Annotated in this window: 18 protein-coding genes and 1 other annotated feature (1 of these 19 running past the window's edge); all 18 genes read left to right on the top strand. The window is 36.7% G+C overall.

The features are described 5' to 3' along the window. Positions 1–100, top strand: a binding site (T-box leader); it begins 194 nt to the left of the window's first position. Positions 101–367: 267 nt separating this feature from the next. The 18 genes from ilvB to ACYQ3D_RS10045 all read left to right on the top strand — a co-directional run bounded on the left by ilvB (position 368) and on the right by ACYQ3D_RS10045 (position 22,837). Continuing rightward, positions 368–2,101, top strand: a complete 1,734-nt coding sequence (gene ilvB, locus ACYQ3D_RS09960; RefSeq protein ID WP_459838214.1) for a biosynthetic-type acetolactate synthase large subunit — start codon at positions 368–370, stop codon at positions 2,099–2,101. After that, positions 2,098–2,577 (top strand): acetolactate synthase small subunit, encoded by a 480-nt coding sequence (ilvN, locus tag ACYQ3D_RS09965; RefSeq protein ID WP_459838215.1) that lies wholly within the window; start codon positions 2,098–2,100, stop codon positions 2,575–2,577. The genes ilvB and ilvN overlap by 4 nt, the downstream gene beginning before the upstream one ends. Before the next feature lie 180 nt (positions 2,578–2,757). Continuing rightward, positions 2,758–3,750, top strand: a complete 993-nt coding sequence (ilvC, locus tag ACYQ3D_RS09970; protein WP_459838216.1) for a ketol-acid reductoisomerase — start codon at positions 2,758–2,760, stop codon at positions 3,748–3,750. 104 nt (positions 3,751–3,854) lie between these two features. Beyond that, the gene (locus ACYQ3D_RS09975) at positions 3,855–5,354 is read left to right on the top strand and encodes a 2-isopropylmalate synthase (RefSeq protein WP_459838217.1); all 1,500 of its coding nucleotides are present in this window, start codon (positions 3,855–3,857) and stop codon (positions 5,352–5,354) included. 320 nt (positions 5,355–5,674) lie between these two features. Next, the gene (leuC, locus tag ACYQ3D_RS09980; RefSeq protein WP_459838218.1) at positions 5,675–6,937 is read left to right on the top strand and encodes a 3-isopropylmalate dehydratase large subunit; all 1,263 of its coding nucleotides are present in this window, start codon (positions 5,675–5,677) and stop codon (positions 6,935–6,937) included. A gap of 1 nt (position 6,938) precedes the next feature. Further along, positions 6,939–7,433, top strand: coding sequence for a 3-isopropylmalate dehydratase small subunit (gene leuD, locus ACYQ3D_RS09985; protein WP_459838219.1), 495 nt, complete (start codon positions 6,939–6,941; stop codon positions 7,431–7,433). Positions 7,434–7,608: 175 nt separating this feature from the next. After that, a complete protein-coding gene (locus ACYQ3D_RS09990) occupies positions 7,609–8,661 on the top strand; it encodes a 3-isopropylmalate dehydrogenase (RefSeq protein ID WP_459838220.1) in 1,053 nt (350 codons plus the stop codon). Positions 8,662–8,674: 13 nt separating this feature from the next. After that, positions 8,675–10,243, top strand: coding sequence for a citramalate synthase (gene cimA / locus ACYQ3D_RS09995; protein WP_459838221.1), 1,569 nt, complete (start codon positions 8,675–8,677; stop codon positions 10,241–10,243). A 228-nt stretch (positions 10,244–10,471) separates the two neighbouring features. After that, entirely contained in the window at positions 10,472–11,704 is a 1,233-nt protein-coding gene (locus tag ACYQ3D_RS10000; protein WP_459838222.1) for a YihY family inner membrane protein, read from the top strand. A 12-nt stretch (positions 11,705–11,716) separates the two neighbouring features. Further along, positions 11,717–12,469 (top strand): fumarylacetoacetate hydrolase family protein, encoded by a 753-nt coding sequence (locus ACYQ3D_RS10005; protein WP_459838223.1) that lies wholly within the window; start codon positions 11,717–11,719, stop codon positions 12,467–12,469. Between the two features lie 14 nt (positions 12,470–12,483). After that, a complete protein-coding gene (gene cdaA / locus ACYQ3D_RS10010; protein ID WP_459838224.1) occupies positions 12,484–13,218 on the top strand; it encodes a diadenylate cyclase CdaA in 735 nt (244 codons plus the stop codon). Positions 13,219–13,861: 643 nt separating this feature from the next. Beyond that, positions 13,862–15,199, top strand: coding sequence for a phosphoglucosamine mutase (gene glmM, locus ACYQ3D_RS10015; RefSeq protein ID WP_459838225.1), 1,338 nt, complete (start codon positions 13,862–13,864; stop codon positions 15,197–15,199). Between the two features lie 450 nt (positions 15,200–15,649). Then, a complete protein-coding gene (gene glmS / locus ACYQ3D_RS10020; RefSeq protein WP_459838226.1) occupies positions 15,650–17,473 on the top strand; it encodes a glutamine--fructose-6-phosphate transaminase (isomerizing) in 1,824 nt (607 codons plus the stop codon). Between the two features lie 93 nt (positions 17,474–17,566). Then, on the top strand, positions 17,567–17,932 hold the full coding sequence (gene acpS, locus ACYQ3D_RS10025; RefSeq protein WP_459838227.1) for a holo-ACP synthase: 366 nt from the start codon (positions 17,567–17,569) through the stop codon (positions 17,930–17,932). Positions 17,933–18,100: 168 nt separating this feature from the next. Then, entirely contained in the window at positions 18,101–19,660 is a 1,560-nt protein-coding gene (locus tag ACYQ3D_RS10030; protein WP_459838228.1) for an NAD(P)H-hydrate dehydratase, read from the top strand. After that, entirely contained in the window at positions 19,647–20,090 is a 444-nt protein-coding gene (locus ACYQ3D_RS10035) for a CBS domain-containing protein (RefSeq protein WP_459838229.1), read from the top strand. The genes ACYQ3D_RS10030 and ACYQ3D_RS10035 overlap by 14 nt, the downstream gene beginning before the upstream one ends. 170 nt (positions 20,091–20,260) lie before the next feature. Continuing rightward, a complete protein-coding gene (locus ACYQ3D_RS10040) occupies positions 20,261–22,516 on the top strand; it encodes an IGHMBP2 family helicase (protein ID WP_459838230.1) in 2,256 nt (751 codons plus the stop codon). A 150-nt stretch (positions 22,517–22,666) separates the two neighbouring features. Beyond that, a complete protein-coding gene (locus ACYQ3D_RS10045) occupies positions 22,667–22,837 on the top strand; it encodes a hypothetical protein (protein ID WP_459838231.1) in 171 nt (56 codons plus the stop codon). The last annotated feature ends 6 nt before the right edge of the window (positions 22,838–22,843 follow it).

Consider the following 22,843-nt stretch of genomic DNA (forward strand, 5'->3'; position numbering starts at 1 on the left):
TATGAAGTATGCTTAAGCATACGAGTACTTAATGAGGCCATTGTCGTAAGGGGATGGCAAATTTGGGTGGTACCACGTGAGAAGACCTCTCGTCCCAATTAACAGTTTTTACTGTTGATTGAGATGAGAGGTTTTTTTATTATATTGAGTATTTTTGAAGTAAAAGTAGATGAGTAATAAGTAGTAAAGAAAATCAATTAGTTAACAAGAGTAATGAGTAGGTAAGGAGTAGATTGGGATAGATCACCTAGGGGGGAGTATACCTAATTTCCTCTATCCAGTCTTTAGCTCTGAGTTACTACTCAGGGCTTTTATTTTTATCTAATAAAGAAAAAGGAGAAGTAGAGTAGTTAAAGGAGTGAAAAAAATGTCTGTAATGACTGGTGCTCAGATGTTTGTAGAGTCGCTTTATCAAGAGGAAGTGGAGACGATCTTTGGCTATCCAGGAGGTGCAGTGTTACCAATTTATGATCAGTTATATGATGCTGATTTTGAACACATTATGCCTCATCACGAACAAGGAGGCGTTCATGCTGCTGATGGATATGCTCGGTCTACTGGGAAGGTAGGAGTCTGCGTTGCTACCTCAGGACCGGGAGGAACAAATTTAGTTACTGGCTTGGCTACAGCTTATATGGATTCAGTACCGCTGGTAGCTTTTACTGGTCAGGTACCTAATTCTATGATTGGAACAGATGCTTTTCAGGAATCTGATATTACTGGAATCAGTCTTCCTATTACTAAGCATAATTATTTAGTTCAAGATGTAGAAGAGTTACCAAGAGTTATTAAAGAAGCTTTTCATTTGGCTCGGAGTGGTCGACCTGGTCCAGTATTAATTGATATTCCCAAAGATGTATTACAAGCTGAAGCAGAATTTAATTATCCAGCTGAAGTTAATTTACCAGGTTATAAGCCTAATTATGAAGGGCATAATTTACAGATTGAAGAAGCTGCTGAGGCTATTAATCAGGCTGAAAATCCTGTTTTATATGCTGGCGGAGGAGTGATTAATTCAGGAGCTAGTCAGGAATTAAGAGAATTAGCTAGCAAAGCTTCTATTCCAGTAACCACAACTTTAAATGCTTTAGGTGCTATCGATGAACGTGATGATTTAAGTTTGGGAATGTTAGGAATGCATGGCACTACAGAAGCTAATTTAGCTGTTTCTAAGGCTGATTTATTAATTGCAGTAGGAGCGCGCTTTGATGATCGAGTAACAGGGGATCTCGATTCTTTTGCCCAAGATGCTGAAATTATTCATATTGATATAGACCCTGCTGAAGTGGGGAAAAGGGTACCAATTGATATTCCAATTGTAGGAGATGTTGGGCAGATATTAACTGCTTTGAACCCGCAGATAGAAGGACAAAAGCATCAAGAATGGGTCAACCAAATAGCTGAATGGAGAAAATTAGACCAGCAAGAAGAAGAAAGTAAAGATAAATTACAGCCCCATCAAATCATTGAGACTATTGATGATTTAACACAGGGAGAGGCATTAATTACTACTGAAGTTGGGCAACATCAGATGTGGGCGGCTCAATTTTATAATTATAAAAACCCAGGTAGCTTTTTCTCCTCGGGTGGTTTAGGAACAATGGGGTATGGTTTCCCAGCAGCTATAGGGGTTCAGGTAGGAAATAAGGAACAGCCTGTCTTTGTTTTAGCTGGTGATGGAAGTTTTCAGATGAATGTACAAGAATTGGCTACAGTGGCTAAGAATGATTTGCCAGTTAATATTATAATCTTTAATAACCAGTATTTAGGCATGGTTAGACAGTGGCAGGAAATGTTTTATGAGAAAAGATATTCGGCAACTTGTTTAAGACAACAACAGTCTTGTCCTCCTGATTGTTCTTCTCCCGGTCAGGATTGTCCGGAGCTAGTTCCTGATTTTGCTAAGTTAGCTGCTAGTTACGGAATTAAGGGGCGCAGAGTTACTGAGGTGGAGGAGATTAGACCAGCTTTAGAGGAGGCTCTTAATAGTCCTGAAGCTTATGTGTTAGATTTCATAATTGAAGAAGAAGAAAATGTGTTCCCGATGGTGCCCCCCGGAGGTAGCTTAGATAAGATGGTCTTAAAGGAGGATGTAGAATGAAACACACTGTAGCTGTAAGAGTAGCTAATGAATCTGGAGTGTTGGCCCGGATAGCAGGTTTATTTAGTCGGCGTGGTTTTAATATTGATAGTTTATCAGTTAGTAAGACTGAAAGAGATGATGTCTCCCGGATTACACTAGTAGTAAAGGGGGATGAGCAAGAATTAGAACAGGTAACTAAGCAGCTCAATAAATTAATTGTAGTTTACAAAATTAGTGACTTAACTACTGATGAAACAGTTGATAGAGGTTTAGCCTTAATTAAAGTGCAAGCTAATTCTGATACTAGATCAGAAATTATGCAGATTGTTGATAGCTTTAGAGGTAAGATTGTTGATGTAGCTTCTAATTCACTAACTGTTGAGATTACTGGTGATGAAGGTAAGATTAATGCCATTGAAGAATTATTAAAACCTTTTGGGATTAAAGAGTTAGTTAGAACAGGTAAGATTGCTATGGGACGAGGGAAGAAGTAATTAACAGTTTACAATTTACAGTTTACAGTTAAATTCTTAAAACAAAATAAATGATAAGCTTAAACTAAAATATTGTTATGTGAAACAGTTTGATGGTGTTCAGTTATTTAGAATTTGATTTTAACTGTTCACTGTCAACTGTTCACTGTACACTAAAACTAATAGAGGAGTTGAGTAGATATGGTACAAATGTATTATGAAGAAGATGCTGATTTGAGTTATTTAGAAGGAAAGAAGGTTGCAGTTATTGGTTATGGAAGTCAAGGTCATGCCCAAGCTCAAAATCTAAGAGAGTCAGGAGTAGATGTTATTGTAGGACAGAGAAAAGGAGGAAGTAGTTATCAGCAGGCAGTTGCTGATGGTTTTGAGCCGGTAACAGCTGCTGAAGCTACTCAGGAAGCTGATATAGTGCAAGTTTTATTACCTGATGAAGTGCAAAAGAAAGTTTATGAATCTGAGATTAAACCTAATTTAGAAGCTGGAGATGCTCTTGTCTTCTCTCATGGGTTTAATATTCACTTTGAACAGGTTGTTCCACCTGCAGATGTAGATGTTTATATGGTTGCTCCTAAGGGACCAGGCCATTTAGTAAGAAGAGTTTATGAGGAAAATTCTGGTGTGCCATGTTTAATTGCTGTTTATCAAGATGCTACAGGAGAAGCTAAGGATTTAGCTTTAGCTCATGCTAAAGGTGTAGGCGGTACTCGAGCTGGAGTTATTGAGACTAGCTTCCAGGAAGAGACGGAAACAGATTTATTTGGGGAGCAAGCTGTCTTATGTGGAGGAACAACTGAATTAGTTACAGCTGGGTTTGAGACTCTAGTTGATGCTGGTTATCAGCCGGAGATTGCTTATTTTGAGTGTCTTCATGAACTGAAGTTGATTGTTGATTTAATGTATGAAGGCGGAATCTCTACTATGCGAGATTCTATCTCTGATACTGCTGAGTATGGTGACTTAATTGCTGGAGAACAGATAATTAACCAACAGTCTAGAGAGGCAATGGAAGAATTGTTAGAGAATATCCAGACAGGAGAGTTTGCTAAACAGTGGTTGTTGGAGAATCAAGTTGGCCGACCTAGTTACTCTAAGCGCAAAGAGATTGCGGAGAATCATCAAATTGAACAAGTAGGAGAGAAGTTAAGAGAAAAGATAAATTGGAGTGAGGAATAGTTAGGAATCAGTAACATAAAGCTGTGAGCTATGAGTCGTGAGCTATTAGTTAGCTCATGACTCAAGACTCATCACTTATAACTAGCAGATAAGGAGTGGAGTAGATGGGAGTCAAGATCTTTGATACAACGTTACGTGATGGTGAACAATCTCCTGGAGTTAGCTTAAATGTTAAGGAAAAGGTAGAAGTTGCTAAGCAATTAGCTGAATTAGAGGTTGATGTTATTGAAGCTGGATTTCCAGTTGTTTCTCAAGGGGATTTTAAAGCAGTAAAAAAAATAGCTCAAGAAGTTTCAGGTCCGGTAATAGCTGGATTAGCTAGAGCTACTAAAAAGGATATAGATCGAGCTTGGGAAGCGTTACAGGCGGCTAATAAACCTAGAATTCATACCTTTATTGCTACTTCTCCAGTTCATATGGAATATAAATTACAAAAGAAACCACAAGAAGTATTAGAGTCAGCTGTTAAAGCAGTAAAGTATGCTAAAACATATACTAATAATGTTGAGTTTTCAGCTGAAGATGCTTTTCGAACGGATAAAGATTTTTTATGTGATATTGTTGAAGCAACAATTGATGCTGGAGCAACAATTGTTAATATTCCTGATACGGTAGGTTATGCTACCCCAGAAGAATTTGGGGGACTTATAAAATATATTACTGATAATGTACCTAATATTAATCAAGCAGAGATCAGTGTGCATTGTCACAATGATCTTGGTTTAGCAGTAGCTAATTCTTTAGCTGCTATTAAAAATGGAGCTCAGCAGGTAGAATGTGCAGTTAATGGTTTAGGTGAACGAGCTGGTAATACAGCTTTAGAAGAAATTGCATTAGTTTTAAATACTAGACATGATCGTTTTGATCAGCAAACAACTCTCAAGTTAGATGAGATTTCTCGTATTAGTAGGTTAGTTAGTCATTTGACTGGTATGCCTATTCAACCTAATAAAGCTATTGTTGGAAAGAATGCTTTTGCTCATGAATCTGGTATTCATCAGCATGGAGTAATTGAAGAACGAACAACTTATGAGATTATGGATGCTCAAACAATTGGGTTAGAGAAAAATAATATTGTATTAGGTAAGCATTCAGGCCGCCATGCTTTTAAGGATAAATTAGAAAAATTAGGTTATCAATTAGATCAGGTTGAGTTAGATTCTGCTTTTAAAAGATTTAAAGAGTTAGCTGATAAGAAAGAAGAGTTTACTAGCCTTGATTTAGAAGCAATTATTGAGGATGAAATCAGTCAAGTTAGTCAAGTTTATCAGCTTGATCTGTTGCAGGTAACTAGCAGCTCTGGCTTAGCTACAGCTACTTTGCAGATGGAGAAAGCAGGAGAAGAGATAACTGAATCAGCTTGTTCAGAAGGTGGGCCAGTAGATGCTATCTACCAGGCAATTAATCGGATCACTGGGCTAGATTGTACATTAAATGATTACAATATTGATGCTGTTACTGGTGGTAAAGATGCCTTAGGAGAAGTTGTTGTTAAGTTAGAGCATCAGGAAGAAATATTTATTGGTCGTGGAGTAGATACTGATGTAATTAAAGCTAGTGCTAAAGCCTATAATAATGCTATTAATAAGATTGCTGGAGAATAGTGTGGCACTTTTGTGCCACAGCTATCTGCCGTCTGCAAATGGTTTTTATTACGGAAGGTCTGTTTTCTAGACCTGTAGGGTGTGTCGTGAGCTAATTCAAATTCAAAACGACTAATTCAAACCCTTAAAACATAGTAGTTTTAAAGGGGTTAGATTTTGAATTTAAAGGTTTTGAGTTAGCTGATAGCTCATAGCAGATAGCTGACGACTCTGTCACCTGCGGTGACACAATATATCAATCTAGTTATAATTTTATCTTTAGATTTATTGTTTTAACTGTAAATTATATATTAATTAAAGAAGTCGAGGAGGAAGTAGTTATGGGAATGACGATGGTAGAAAAGATATTAGCTGATCATGCTGGTCAAGATAAGGTAAAGCCAGGTGACTTAGTTACTGCAGAAGTTGATTTGGTACTAGGAAATGATGTAACTACTCCAGTAGCTATCAAGGAGTTTAATAAGATTGGAGTAGATCAGGTGTTTGATCAAGATAGAGTAGCTATTGTGCCTGATCATTTTGCGCCTAATAAAGATATTAATTCTGCTCAGCAATGTAAGATGATTAGGAATTTTGCTCAGGATAAAGAGATTACTAATTATTTTGAACTAGGAGAAATGGGGATTGAACATTGTTTACTACCAGAGAAAGGATTAGCTTTACCAGGAGATATTATTATTGGGGCTGATTCTCACACTTGTACTTATGGTGCTTTAGGTGCGTTAGGTACTGGTGTAGGTAGTACTGATATGGCAGCAGGTATGGCTAATGGTGAAGCTTGGTTTAAGGTGCCCGAAACAATTAAATTTGTTTACAACGGAGAACTACAAGACTGGGTTAGCGGCAAAGATCTAATTTTATATACTATTGGTGATATCGGTGTTGATGGGGCTCTTTATAAAGCTATGGAGTTTAGTGGAGAAGTAATTGAAGATTTTTCTATGGCTAATCGAATGACAATGTCGAATATGGCTATTGAGGCTGGAGGTAAGTGTGGTTTGATTGAGCCTGATGAGACTACTTTAGAGTATGTTCAGGATCGAGCTCAAAGGGATTATACAGTTTATGAGAGTGATCAAGATGCTGACTATGATGATGTAATTGAGTATGATGTCAGTGAAATTGAACCACAAGTTGCTTTCCCTCATTTGCCGGAGAATACAAAAGGGATTAGTCAAGTAGGAGATGTTAAGTTAGATCAGGCAGTGATTGGTTCTTGTACTAATGGCCGATTAGAGGATTTAAGAGTTGCAGCTGAAGTACTAGAAGGAAACAAAAAGGCCGATCATTTACGGTTGATTGTCTTCCCGGGAACGCAAGAAATTTATCGGCAGGCAATGAAGGAAGGCTTAGTCGATATTTTCTTAGATGCTGGAGCAGCAGTTAGTACACCAACTTGTGGCCCTTGCTTAGGTGGTCATATGGGTATTTTAGCTGAAGGAGAACGAGCTATTGCTACAACTAATCGAAACTTTGTTGGTCGAATGGGCCATCCGGAAAGTGAAGTTTATCTGTCAAATCCAGCAGTAGCAGCAGCTTCAGCTATCAAAGGTAAGATTGTTAGTCCAAAGGAGGCAATGTAGGATGGAATTTAAAGGGACAGCATGGAAATATGGAGATGATGTAGATACTGACGTGATTATTCCCGCTCGCTATTTAAATACATCTCAGCCAGAGGAATTAGCTAAACATTGTTTAGAAGATCTAGATGAAGAGTTTACTACTAAGATGTCAGAGGGAGATTTAATTGTAGCAGAAGATAATTTTGGTTGTGGAAGTTCTCGGGAACATGCGCCATTAGCTATTAAAGTAGCAGGAGTTTCTTGTGTAATTGCTAATTCTTTTGCTCGGATCTTTTATCGGAATTCAATTAATATTGGACTACCAATTTTAGAATGTCCAGCTGCTGTAGAGGGGATTGCTGAAGAGGATGAAGTTAAAGTGGATATTGAGTCAGGAACAATTAAAAACCTAACGCAAGATGAAGAATATCAAGCGGAACCGTTTCCTGGATTTATGCAGGAGATAATGGATCAAGATGGGTTAGTGAATTATGTTAGAGAAATGATTAAAAATTAAAAAATCAAAACCATTCTAAGTCTGATTTGAGTAAAATCATAAGCTTTTATGATTGACTTAGACTTAATCTCAAACTTAAACTTTTTATAGTTGTTTATCTATATAAATATTTTAATGGGGGTTAATTGTCAATTTTAAATTGTAAATTTATTATTGAAGGGAGAAGTGAGTAATAATGACGGAAAAGATTGCATTAATACCTGGTGATGGGATTGGCCCGGAAGTAGTTAGTCAAGGAGTTAAAGTATTAGAAAAGTTAGAAGAGGTTAGTGATTTGGATTTTGAATTTAAGGAGTTTCCACTAGGAGCAGATCATTATCTAGAAACTGGTGAATTAATAACTGATGAAGTAAAAGCTGAATTAGAGGAATTTGATGCTATTTATTTAGGTGCTGTAGGTGATCCTCGAGTTGAGCCCGGTGTTTTAGAGCATGGAATTTTGCTTGATCTAAGATTTTCTTTTGATCAGTATATTAATTTAAGACCGATTAGACTGTATGATTCTCGCTTCACTCCACTAAAGGATAAGAATCCAGCGGATATTGATATGATGATTATTCGCGAAAATACAGAAGGACTATATTCTGGAGTAGGTGGTTTCTTAAAGAAAGATACTGAAGATGAGGTAGCTACTCAAGAGATGGTTAATACCTATAAAGGAGTAGAACGAGTAACGCGTTATGCCTATGATTATGCTGCTGACCAAGGACCTGATACTAAATTAACGTTATGTGATAAGAGTAATGTTTTAACTTATGCTCATGACCTTTGGCAACGAGTATTTTCTGAATTAGGAGCAGAGTATAAGTCAGTTGAACAAGATCATATGTTAGTTGATGCTATTACAATGAAGTTGGTCCGTAATCCAGAGGACTTTGATGTAGTAGTTACTTGTAATATGTTTGGTGATATTATTACGGACTTAGGAGCAGAGATCCAAGGCGGGATGGGTCTAGCAGTTTCTGGTAATATTAATCCCGAGGGAGTATCTATGTTTGAACCAGTCCATGGTTCAGCCCCTGATATTGCAGGCGAGAATAAAGCTAATCCACTAGCTGCTATACTAGCAGCCAGTATGATGGTGGAAATTCTTGGTTATCCGGAGGAAGCTGCTCAGATAGAAGATGCTGTTCAGAAATCATTACAAGAGGATCAAACTACTCCTGATATGGGTGGTAATTTGACTACAGAGCAAGCAGGAGATCAAATCTGTAGTTTGTTAGAATAGAGGTGATGGAGTAATGTTACAGATCTATGATACCACCTTACGAGATGGAATCCAGCGCCAAGGTATTTCTTATTCAACCAAGGATAAATTAAAAATCACTCAACAGCTGGATGAGTTAGGTGTTGATTATGTAGAAGGGGGCTGGCCGGGTTCCAATCCTAAGGATATTGAATACTTTAAAAAAGTACAAGATTTAGACCTGACTAGTACTCAAGTAGCTGCTTTTGGTAGCACTAGACGAGCTAATATTAAAGCTAAAGAAGATAAAAATTTAAATGCTATTTTAGACTGTGGTGTTCAGGTAGCAACTATCTTTGGGAAAGCTTGGGATCTTCATGTTACTGATGCTTTAGAGACGACTTTAGCAGAAAATTTAAAGATGGTAGAAAGTTCAGTTAGATATTTAAAAGACCATGGGTTAGAGGTTAATTTTGATGCTGAACATTTCTTTGCTGGTTTTAAAGCTAATGTTGAATATGCTCTTAAAGTGTTACAAGCAGCTGAAAGAGGTGGAGCTGATTCTTTAGTTTTATGTGATACTAACGGAGGGACAATGCCTTTTAAAATTAGAGAAATCATTACTGAGGTTAAAGAAAGGTTATCCACTCCTTTAGCAATTCATGCTCATAATGATTCAGATGTAGCTGTAGCCAATTCTTTAGTAGCAGTAGAAGCAGGAGTGAAGCAGATTCAGGGAACAATTAATGGGTTTGGAGAACGATGTGGTAATGCTAATTTATCTGCTATTATACCTAATTTAAAATTAAAGTATGGTTATGACCTAGTTACTAAGCAAGAACTAGAGCGGTTAACAGAAGTTTCTCGTTATGTAAGTGAAGTTGCTAATTTAAATCCACCAACTCATAGTCCCTATGTGGGAGACAGTGCTTTTGCTCATAAAGGCGGAATTCATGTTAGTGCAATTTTAAAGGAACCTGATACCTATGAACATATTGAGCCGGAATTAGTAGGAAATAAAAGGAATGTGTTAGTTTCTGAGTTATCAGGGAAGAGTAATTTAGTTTATAAAGCGCAAGAATTAGGAATTGATATTGATCCCGATACAACTGATTTCCGGCAAGTGTTAGATAAGATAAAAGAGTTAGAACATCAAGGATATCATTTTGAAGGAGCAGAAGCTTCTTTTGAATTATTAGTTGCTAAGGCAACTGGAACTTATGAAAAGTTGTTTGAATTAGAAGGAGTTAGGATTATTACTGAAAAGCGGGGAGAGTTGGCCCCGGTTTCCGAGGCAACGATTAAAGTTCATGTTGATGATCAGGAAGTCCATACAGCTGCAGAGGGTAATGGTCCAGTCAATGCTCTTGATAGTGCTTTAAGAAAGGCTTTAGTCAGATTTTATCCAACTTTAGAGGAAATTCACTTGATTGATTATAAGGTACGTGTCTTAGATGGGAATGATGGTACAGGTTCTAAAGTTAGAGTCCTGATTGAATCGGGAGATGGACACAATACTTGGGGAACTGTAGGAGCTTCCACAAATATAATCGAAGCCAGTTGGCAGGCTTTAGTAGATAGCATAGAATATGGTGTGAAACTTAAACGCGACAAAGATATATAAACTTTTTCTTAAGAGTTTAAAGTAGCTGGAATCACGATAGCTTTTTTGGTTTATAAAAAAGCTAGAGTAGATAGTATAGAGTATGGCGTAAAATTAAAGAGAGATGAAAAATAATATTTTTATAATGTTAGGGCAACTGTTAAAGGTTGCTCTTTTTTTGTTAAAATGAATAATTTAGTTTAAAATAAAATTAAGTATTAAATACATTTTTTGCAAGTGAGGGATCTTATGATAGAAAAATTATTTAGCATTGATGGGAAATCATTTATCAAGTTAGTCTATCGGAAGTCTAAAGAAGTAGATCTCTTTGTTAATGCTATGAGTCTGGTGTATACTACTTTACTCTCAATCATTCCTGTATTAATCTTTTCTTTTTATCTTCTAACTTTATTTAACTTTGGAGGCTTGAGTGATTTAATTGCTAGATTAAAGTTAGCTATTCTGAATAATTTAGCCACTGGCACAGGCCACGAAGTAATCAACTATCTGGAACAGCATGTGACTAATATTGATATCAATCAGTTAGGAGCTATTAGTTTCTTTTCTTTAGTTATGGTAGTGATCTTTTTATTAGCTAGAGTAGAAAGAACTTTTAATAAAATTTGGGGGATCTCTCAACACCGTGACCTATTTACGAGATTTGTTTATTTTTGGACTTTGATTACTTTAGGTACTTTTTTAGCTACTCTATCTTTGAGTTTGGCTTTAGCAGTAGGTAGTATGTATCTAGGTAATTTGCCTATAGGACAAAATATGATCTTTCGGGTGGTTTCAGTAGTTTCCTATTTTATAATCTTTTTTCTAGCTTACTATTTAATCCCTAATACTGAGGTAGAAGTTTTAGCTGCTTTAGTAGGAGGGCTGACTAGTGGGTTGTTATTTCAGTTAGCTCGTAACTTATATACTTTCTATACTACTCATATAGTAGGTTATAATCAGATTTATGGTTCTTTGGCAGCTGTGCCTTTATTTTTAGTTTGGTTATATTTAATCTGGGTCATTTCTTTGTTAGGGGCTGTTGTTTCTTATGTCTTTCAGCATCGGAAAAACCTTTATTATTTTACTGATCTAGAGGAGATAACATTAGAGATTAGAGTCTTGATTCCGTTAGCTATTTTAGTTATTTTATATAAAAAGTTTATTAGTAAAGGAGAAACAGGAGTTATACTGAAAGAATTAATTGAGCGGATTAATCTTCCTTCGCCAGTGATTGAGGAGGAATTAGACAGGTTACAAGCAGAGGATCTGATAGCTGCAACTAAAGATGGTAAGTATATTCTAGCTTCCTCTGCCCCAGATATTCCTATCTGGCAGGTGTGTAAAGAGGCAATTGTAGAAAAGGATTTAGATATTACTCAAGTCTTTTGTGATCGGGAGGTCTGGCAAGTTTATGAGTTACTACAGAGTAATTTAGAGGATAACTTTGCTCAGTTAACTATTGCTGATTTACTAAAAGATTAAAGGAGGGCCAACATGAAGTTAGTACGTTTTCAAAAGGAAGGGCAAGTTAATTATGGTGTCTTAGAGAAGAACCAAGTACAGGTACTAGAAGGAGAAATTGCTGGTGATTATCAGCTAACAGATAAGTCTTACTCTTTAGCAGATGTGGAGTTATTGGCTCCTTGTCAACCAAGTAAGTTAGTTTGTGCTGGCCTTAATTATAGGGATCACGCTCAAGAGTTAGATATGGAGTTGCCTCAGGAACCAATTATTTTTTTGAAGCCAGCTACAGCAGTAGTTGGCCCAGGAGATACTATTAATTATCCGCAAATGGCTCAGCAAGTTGATTACGAAGCAGAATTAGCAGTAGTGATCAAGGATCAGATTAAGGATTTAAAAGCTAAAGAGGCTCCCAAACATATTTTAGGTTATACCTGTGCTAATGATGTAACAGCCAGGGATCTACAAAGTAAAGATGGCCAGTGGACAAGGGCCAAATCTTTTGATACTTTTGCTCCGCTCGGGCCAACTCTTGTAACAGATATTGATCCTGGTAACTTACAGATTCAATTATTTAAGAATAATAAATTACAGCAAGAATCTAATACAGCCCAGATGATTTTTTCTGTATCAGAATTAGTCAGTTTCATCTCCCAGATAATGACTTTAGAGCCTGGGGATGTAATTTTGACAGGTACTCCGCCAGGAGTAGGAGCTATGCAGCCACAAGATAAAATAAAAGTCCAGATTGAAGGGCTTGGTAGTTTACAAAATCTGGTAGATTAAGTGAGGGGAAGCAGATGGAGTTTAATTTGTTGACTGTAGTTGATTTGGCGGTTACTATTTTGATTTGTTATAAATTTATTACTTTAATTAAAGGGACTAGAGCTATTCAATTATTAAAAGGAGTTCTAGTTTTATTTTTAATTAGTTTTACTAGTCAACAATTAGGTTTTAAAATATTTAATTATCTATTACAGCAGCTTAGAACTATTGTTTTAATTGCTATTCCAGTTATTTTCCAACCAGAGTTAAGACGAGCGCTAGAAAAGATAGGTCGAGAGTATTTAACAAGACATGATAAAATTCAGACTGATGTTGATCAGTTAATAGCAGCAATTATGAGATTGAGTGAAGATCAGATAGGTGCTTTGATTGTACTTAAACGTAATACAGGATTACAGGATATAATTGATACCGGGGTGGAATTAGATGCTTCTTTATCAGCTGAATTATTAATTAATATTTTTACTCCGAAAACGCCTTTACATGATGGGGCAGTAATTATAGAACAAAATAGGCTTCTAGCTGCTAATTGTTTGTTACCTCTAACTGATAGGAAGGGCTTGAGTACTAGTTTAGGCACTAGACATCGAGCTGCTTTAGGGATTAGTGAAGAAAGTGATGCCCTAGCTTTAATTGTTTCGGAAGAGACAGGTACTATTTCTTTGGCTAGAGACGGAAAATTCAAGTATAATTTAGATGAGTTTTCTCTAAAAGAGGAATTATTTAAGGATTTTGATAACCCAGAATAGACTTAAGATCTAAGTGCTTTAAGAAGTTATTGACTTAGATCCTGTTACAAGGTTAGGTTAGAGGAACCATTTTTTGGAATGGTTCCTTTTCTTGGTATATTGTGCCACCTATGGTGACACAGTCGTGTGTAGATTTATCATGAAGTAGTCGTGAGACCCGAAAGGTGTGCTGTGAGCGGATGCTTTTTATCATGAAAAGTTTCTGGGAAACTTGTAGGCTCTGCTAATTCAAAACCTTTAAATTCAAAATCCAAACTTAAACCTTTATAATTGCTTATATCCTAAGGGATTATAAACTATATCTATGGTTTTGAATTAAGGAATTTGATTTCCTACGAGTCCTTTGGACTCTCCGTGAAGATCTGCTCACGACATACCCTACAGGTCTAGAAAACAGACCTTCCGTAATAGAAATCATTTGCAGATGACAGATAGCTGTGGCACGAAAATGCCACCTATCATTCAATTAGGTAATTTTAGTAATTATTACTAAATATTTAATAATATAACAAAGAATAGGGTAAAATCAAAAATAAATATTGAAATAAAATCTTAATTGCTATATAATTGAAAGTTGGATAGTTGTTATTAGTGTCACATTTTGTTTATAGAAGCATATGCTAAAATTAGAGGAGGTGACCAAGTGGGAGATTTATTTGGAACAGATGGTGTTAGAGGTGAAGCTAATCAAGATTTAACGCCTGAATTAGTTTTTAAGTTAGGTAAAGCAGGAGCTTATCACCTCTGTCAAGAGCAAGAAGATGCTACAGTATTAATTGGTAAGGATACTAGAGTATCTGGTGATATGTTGGAAGCAGCTTTAGTAGCTGGAATTAATGCAGTAGGGATTGATGTGGTTAAAGTAGGTGTAGTCCCCACTCCAGCAGTTGCTTATTTGACTAAGGAGTTAGAGGTAACAGCAGGAATTATGATCTCAGCTTCGCATAATCCAGCCCCAGATAATGGGATTAAATTTTTTGATCAGGCTGGCTTTAAGTTATCTGATCAAGTTGAAGAAGAGATTGAGGAAATTATCTTTTCTTCTCTAGAGCAAGCCCCTACTCCAGCTGGAGATGAGGTAGGAAGTACAGAATATCTGCATCATAGTTTAGAAGAGTATATTGATTATATAAAAACAACTATTGATAGTAATTTTGCTGGTTTAAAGATAGTTGTTGATACAGCAAATGGTGCAGCCTATCAAGTAACGCCGCAAGTTTTATCTCAGTTAGGAGCAGAAGTGATTACGTTAAATAATCAGCCTACAGGAAGAAATATCAATGTAGAGTCTGGTTCTACTCATCCTGAAGTAATCCAAGAAGCCGTAGTAGAACATGGGGCTGATTTAGGAATTGCTCATGATGGTGATGCGGATAGAGTAGTTGCTGTTGATGAAGCCGGAAATTTAGTTGATGGTGATTATATTCTGGCTATTTGTAGTCGGCAGCTGATAAAAGAAAATAGATTACCTCATAATAAAGTAGTAGCTACTAAATATAGTAACTTAGGTCTTCACCAGTCTTTATCAGAAGTAGATGGCGAGGTAGTAGTTACTAAAAATGGAGATCGTTATGTATTAGCTAAGATGCGTGAAGAAGGTTATAATCTTGGAGGCGAGAAATCAGGTCATATTATCTTCTTGGATTATAATACTACTGGTGATGGTTTATTGACAGCTTTACAATTGATTGATGTAGTTCAAAAGACTGGCGAATCACTATCTAAATTGCGGCAGCAGATGGAAGAGCTACCTCAGTTACTGGTTAATGTTGAAGTAGAGAGCAAAGATTGGGAGGATAATGAAGCAATTCAAGCAGCTATTAGTGAAGTAGAAGCTACTTTAGCTGAGCAGGGTAGAGTTTTTGTTAGAGCTTCAGGGACTGAACCAGTAATTAGAATTATGGTTGAAGGTTCAGACCAAGACCAGTTAGAAGAGTTGGCTGCGGAGATTGCTGAAGTGGTTAGGCAAGAATTAAATTAACAATTGATAATTGACAATGTATAATTTACAATCAAGACGTTTAAACCCTTTAAAATCAGAATCGTAAGATAAATTAATTGTTATATAATTAAATTAGTATTAAAATCTAAGATTAAGATATTTAAATTATTAGTTTAAATAAAAAATTAAATTTAATGATATTATTTTAACTGAGAATTGGTTTTGAAGTGGATTTGTTATAAAGGGTTTGACTTTAATTGTCAATTGTCAACTGTAAATTGTAAACTATAATTACAGCGCCCGGACTCACGAATTGTGAGTTGACGAGGAAGGGGACTATCGATCCATCGGCGGATGCCCCTAGGTTAGTGGCTATTAACCTGAGAGTCGGAACTCTTTCAACTAGACTCTTAACACTTGTGAGTAATCATAAGGTGAAAGGAGTCTAGGATAGCCTCTGAATTTGAAATTTAGAGGAGGTTGCCAATCATGTGTGGAATTGTCGGTTATATTGGTCAACAGGATGCTACTTCTGTATTGGTTGATGGGTTAAAGAGATTGGAGTATCGTGGTTATGATTCAGCCGGAGTAGCACTTTATCAAGATCAAGAAATTGATGTGGTTAAAACAGTAGGTAAGTTAAATGAATTAGAGGAATTAGTAACAGAGGAGAAACCAACAGGTAACATTGGGATTGGACACACTCGCTGGGCTACACACGGTAAGCCATCCACTCCTAATGCTCACCCGCATACTAGTGCTAATGGTGAATTTGTAGTAGTCCATAACGGAATTATTGAAAATTATGTTGAGTTAAAAGAAGAATTACAGGCTAAAGGTTATCAGTTTGAATCAGAAACTGATACTGAAGTAGTACCTCACTTGTTAGAAGAGTACTATACAGGTGATTTAGAAGAGACGGTCAGAAAAGTGGCTGCTATGTTGGAAGGTTCTTATGCTCTAGGGATTTTATCTGCTCAAGATCCTGATAAATTGATTACTATTCGAGAGGATAGTCCTTTAATAGTTGGTTTAGGAGATGACGAGTATTATGTTGCTTCTGATATCCCAGCTATTTTAGAGTATACTGACCAAGTTTATATTTTAGATGATGGAGAAATGGCAGTTATAACTCCTGAGGAAGTAAGCTTATCCACAATAGATGGTAAGCCAGTGGAGAAGGAAGTATTTGAAGTTGATTGGGATCCTGGAATGGCTGAAAAGGCTGGTTATGACCACTTTATGTTAAAAGAGATTCACGAACAACCAGAAGCACTAAACAAGTGTACTACTGGTCGGTTAGCTGGAACAGATATTGACCTAGATGATGTTGATTTAACTGCTGAAGAACTGAATGAGTATGATAGAATCCAGGTTATAGCTTGTGGTACAGCGTATAATTCTGGTTTAGTTGGTAAGTATGCTATCGAGAAATTAGCTCGAATTCCAGTTGAAGTTTATATTGGCTCTGAATATAGATATCGTGATCCAATTATTGATGATCGGACATTAGTAATTGTAGTTAGTCAGTCTGGTGAGACGGCTGATACTTTAGCTGCTCTGCGCGAGGCACAAGATAAGGGTGCTAAAGTAATTGCTATCTGTAATGTAGTTGGTAGTACTATTCCTCGAGAAGCTGATGAAGTATTATATCTACATGCTGGGCCAGAGATTGCAGTGGCCTCTACTAAGGCTTATATTACTATGTTGATGGCCTTTTACATGTTGGCTATTTATTTTGCTCGAGCTAAAGACTTATTAGCAGATGAAGATAGTCAGAGGTTGATTTCTGCTTTAGAGGCACTGCCTGACCAAGCCCAAGAGTTAATTGATAATAATGAAGCTAAGATTGCAGAGTTAGCAACTGAATTTGCTGACCAAGAGAATAGCTTCTTTATCGGTCGTAGTATTGATAATGCAGTGGCAATTGAAGGTGCTTTAAAACTAAAGGAAATTTCTTATATTCATGCTGAGTCCTATGCAGCTGGAGAGTTAAAACACGGTACTTTGGCTTTAGTAGAAGAGGGAGTTCCTGTAGTAGCACTAGCAACTCAAGAGTCTGTACTAGATAAGACCTTAAGTAATGTTAAGGAAGTTAAGGCTCGTGGAGGAGTTGTTACAGGCATAACTCTTGCTGGGGAACAAGAAATTGGAGATCTTGATTATCGAATTGAGATTCCCGAGACAGAAGAGTTATTTACTAGTATCTTATCGGTAGTTCCTTTGCAGTTATTAGCTTATTATGTAGCAGTAGAGCGCGGTTGTGATGTTGACCAACCACGTAACTTAGCTAAAAGTGTAACAGTAGAATAAATTGAGTGCCCTGGGGATTTTTTCCAGGGTTTTCTTATTTTTAAGTAAAGGAAAAATAAGAAAAATATAGAATTAATATACTAGGTGATAGTAATGAAAGGATTAGGAGTCGATATTATAGAGATTGAACGAATTAAGCAAGCGATTAAGAAACGGGATAGATTTAAGAATAGATTTTTTACAGCAACTGAGGTAGAGTATTGTGCAGATTATCAACATCCTTGGGCCCATTATGCTGGCCGATTTGCTGCTAAAGAAGCAGTCGTTAAGGCGTTAGGAACTGGATTTCGGGAATTTAAGTGGCAGGATGTGGAGATAATTAATGATAAGGTGGGCAAACCCGAAGTTATCTTGTATAATAAAGCTAAGAAGATAGCACAAGATAAAGAAATAAAAGAAATCATGCTTAGTATTTCTCATAGTCGAGATTATGCTATAGCAGAGGCAATAGCTTTATAGTGTACAGTTTACGGTTAACAGTTTACAGTTGAAATCAAAGTCATAAAATGAAATCTATAAAAATTACTAATATAATTGGTTATAGGTTTGATTTAGATTTTGAATCTGTTGAATTTAACTTTAAATTGTACATTGTAAACTGTCAATTGTATTGTAGGGAGGGAGAGAATGAAACTAGTTACAGGTAAGCAGATGGCAGAGATTGATCGTCAGAGTATTGAAGAGATAGGAATTCCAGGGGTAGTCTTGATGGAGCGAGCTGGCCTGAAAGTAGCTGAGGCTGTGAAAGAAGAATTAGCAACTACAGAAGCTAAAGTAATGATTATGGCTGGTCGCGGGAATAATGGTGGTGATGGCTTTGTTGTAGCTAGATTGCTAGCCGAAGCAGGATATAAAGTAGAGACAGTTTTATTAGGGACTAAAGATGATATTAGTGGTGATGCTCGGGTTAACTTAGATAGTCTAGTTAATTTAGGTTATTCAGTTAAAGAAGTAACTAGTGAAGCTGAGATAACTGTTTTAAAAAGCAGATTGAGTAGAACAGATATAGTAGTAGATGCTTTATTAGGCACAGGAATTAAAGGGAATTTGCGCGGATTATTTCCCCAGCTGATTCAATTGATTAATCAGGTAGCAACTAAGGTAGTAGCTGTTGATATTCCTTCTGGGGTAGAAGCCGCTACTGGTAAAGTTAAAGATGTAGCTATTCAGGCTGCTAGAACAGTAACTTTTGGGCTAGCTAAGTTAGGTTTAGTGCTTTATCCTGGGGCCAACTATACCGGAAATTTAGAAGTAGTGGAGATTGGTTTGCCCCAGCGGGTAGTTGAAAGTGTCCAAGGTAAGGCTGAATTATTGACTCCAGAGCAAGTAGCCCCTCTGTTACCTGACCGACAGGCTAATAGCCATAAGGGAAGTTATGGTAAGTTATTAGTAGTAGCTGGTTCAACAGGCATGACAGGAGCAGCTACTTTGACTAGCAAGGCTAGTTTACGTAGTGGAGCTGGGTTAGTTACTGTTGGAGTGCCAGCTAGCTTAAATACTATTCTAGAAGAGAAGTTAACTGCAGCTATGACTTATCCTTTAGCAGATCAGGCAGGCCAATTAACTAAGAAAGCTCTGCCTGAAATTAAGGACTTAGCTAAGTCCAGAGATGTGGTAGCTGTTGGCCCAGGATTAGGTAGTGGTGAGGAGCTTACTTATCTAGTCCATCAACTAATTGACCAGCTAGAGCAACCTCTAGTACTTGATGCTGATGGATTAAATGCTATAGATGATTTATCATTATTAAAGAAGAGAAGAGCAGCTACTATTTTAACTCCTCATCCAGGCGAGCTAGCTAGATTACTTGATCAATCAATTGAGTCTATAACAGAGAGTAGATTACAAGTAGCGCAAGAATTTGCTACTGAATATCAGGTTTGTTTGGTACTAAAAGGATCTAGAACAGTTATTGCTACGCCAGAAGGTAGATTATATATTAATTCTACTGGTAACTCTGGTTTGGCTACTGGTGGTAGTGGCGATATTTTGACTGGCTTGATTGCTGGGTTTTTAGGTCAAGGTTTAGAAGAAGTTGATGCTGTTAGATTAGCAGTTTATCTCCATGGCTTAACTGCTGATCTGGCAGTTGAAGATCTAACAGAATACTCATTAGTACCAACTGATTTAGTGGAATATTTACCCCAAGGCATTAAACAACTAAGGAGGGATGTCAATGAAAGCTACTGAAATTATGACTGAAGATGTGATTACTGTTAGTCCTAATACAACTGTTAAAGAAGTAGCTCATATTTTAACTGATAATAATATTAGTGGAGTGCCAGTAGTAGAAGAGGGAGAAATGATAGGGATAGTTAGTGAAGGGGATTTAATCGTCCAGGACAAGAAGTTACATTTTCCTAATTACGTCTACTTTTTGGATAGTATTTTTTACTTAGATAGCCTAAAGGAATTCGAACAGGATCTGAAGAAGATGGTAGCAGCTGAAGTAAAAGATTTAATGACTGAAGACATTATTACTATTGCTCCAGAGACTGAAGTAGAAAATATAGCAACTATTTTAGCTGAAGATGAAATTAATCGTCTTCCAGTAGTGGATGATGGCCAGCTAATAGGGATTGTAACTAGAGCTGATATTGTGCGATATATGAGTCAGTAGTTATCTGCCGTCTGCTATCTGGCGTCTGTAGTCTGTTGTGTGCTATGTGTCGTGTGCTGTGAGCCATGAGCTACTAAGTATTTTTGACTATGTAAGTCCTATTTGATATACTTTATTATTGTAATTGCACCCTATTAAGGGTGTAATTTTTTCTGCGGAAGGGGGATAAGATGATTGATTTAATAGTTAAAAATTTGCCAGATCATATTGGCCCTGGTGATATCGTAGGAGCCTTTACCAATGAAGTTGGGATTGATGGCCAACAGATTGGTAAGATAGATTTCAATACTGGAGTAGCTATTGTGGAGCTAGAGGATAGTATAGCCTATGAAGCTGCTGAGGTGATGGATAATAATCAAATAGCCGGAGTCGAAGTAAAAGTAGAAGTTGATGATCAGTATCGAGAAAAATTAGACCAGATTAAAGACTATATTGATCACTATAAATATTTAGTTCAGTTAGAACGAGAAGAAGAAATGCGTCGCCATGAGATGGAGATTAAAAATCTAACCGGGCAGCAACGAGAAAAGAAAGGACGAGCCATCTTACATCTAGCAGGTCGTGATGAAGGAACAGCTTTTGGAGGTAAAAAGTTAATCAAGTTTGTCCGAAATAGAAAAGGAGAACGACTTCCTGATAATGAAATCAGTGTCGGAGATTTAGTGATGATCAGTAAAAATCGTCCGTTAGATGATAATAATCCAACTGGAACAGTAGTTAAGCAGACTAATTATTCTTTAACAGTTAGTTTTGCTAATCAGGTACCTGGTTTTTTATATAGTAAGGGTTTGCGAGTTGATTTATATGTTAATGATATTACTTTCCAGCGAATGTTAGCTGCATTAGACGAACTAGAAACAGCTGAAGGTAGATTAGAAGAAATAAGAGATAAATCATTGGGATTATCAGAAATTAAGTTTGGAAGCTTACCAGAGGTTGATTATTATAATCAGTCCTTGAATCAATCACAACAGCAGGCAGTTTGTTCTGCTCTAGCTGCTGAGGATTTCTTTTTAATCCATGGTCCACCAGGAACAGGAAAGACTATGACTTGTATTGAAGTTCTCCAGCAGGCTATAAAACAGGAGCAGGAAATTTTAGCTACAGCAGACTCCAATACAGCAGTTGATAATCTAGTCGAAAGACTGGTTAAACGAGATGTTGCTGTGTTAAGAGTAGGTCATCCGGCCCGAGTTAATCCATTGCTGAGAGAACATACTCTGGATTATTTAATAGAGAAGCAGGAGCAATATCAGAAAGCTAGTAGGTTACGTGAAAAAGCATATAAATTAAAAGATAAGCAGGATAATGATCCAGACTGTGTCTATCCTAGCGGTAAAAATCGGCGTGGATTTAGTAATCAGCAGATCAAAGATTTAGCTAGTAAAGAAATTAATGGTCGACCGCGAGGACTTAGTCCTAAAAAAATTACAGGTATGGCTAAGTGGTTGGAGTTACAAGAGGAAATAGATCAATTATTTACTGAAATAGAGAGATTAGAATCAGAGGCAGTTGCTGAATTAATAGCTAAAGCAGATGTTGTTTGTACTACTAATTCTACAGCTGGTTCAGATATATTAGCTGATAAGGAATTTGATCTATTATTAATTGATGAAGCTACTCAGTCGACTGAGCCTTCTGCTTTGATACCACTAGTCAAAGCTAACAAGGCTGTATTAGCAGGAGATCATAAGCAGTTACCTCCTACTATTTTAAATGAGGAAGCAGCAGGTAAAGGACTGGATAAATCATTATTTGAACGGTTATTAGAAGTACATGGAGCTGGGATTAAGGAAATGTTAAGTCTCCAGTATCGGATGAACCAAGAGATAATGAATTTCTCCAGTCAGGAGTTTTACGATGGACAGTTAGAGGCAGCCCAGCAAATTAAGGACTGGAAGTTAGCTGATTTAGATATTGAGTTACCAACTGGAGATTCTCCGACTGAAAAGGTACTAACAGCTCTGGAAACTATTACTTTCTTAGATACTGTCGGAATGAATGCCCCAGAATATTCTAAAGGTGATTCCACTTCAGTTCAGAATGAAATTGAAGCTGATTTAGCTGCCGAAATTGTCAGTCAAGCTGTAAATGCTAATTTGTCTTTAGAAGAGATAGCAGTTATTACTCCTTACAAAGACCAAGTTGATCTGATAGACCAACTGATTAATGCCGAAGAGATAGAAGTGGATACAGTTGATGGTTTTCAAGGTCGAGAAAAAGAATTAATTATTCTTTCTTTAGTCCGTAGTAATGAATATAATAATATAGGATTTTTACGGGATATTAGACGATTAAATGTATCTTTAACTAGAGCTAAGAAAAAATTAGTAGTTATTGGTGATTCCAGTACAGTGACTAGTCATCAAGTCTATCAAAAATTAATAGAATATATTAAAGAGTATGGTTATTATTACTCATTATAATCTTTTTTAACTATAATATCCAGAGTTACCAGGTTGATATTTCCTTTTCAAATTCCTATAGTTTGTGGTATAATGTTATTGATTAGTCTAATCTGTGTTTACAAGCCCTAACATTAAGTTTATAATTCTTATTATGAGGTGATAAGTTATATGGGTATGGGCCAAAGCCAGCAATTAGCAAACCAAGACCAAGATAGTAAAGACAATCAGGAAGGTTTGAAGCAACGCTTAAAAAGAGGTTATTCTCAGATGGCAGATTTAAATCTCAAGTTGGCCCAGGAAGGATTAATGGCTGATAAAGAAGCATACCAAAGGATTTAATTTTTA

Source organism: Halanaerobaculum tunisiense, from assembly GCF_054657635.1.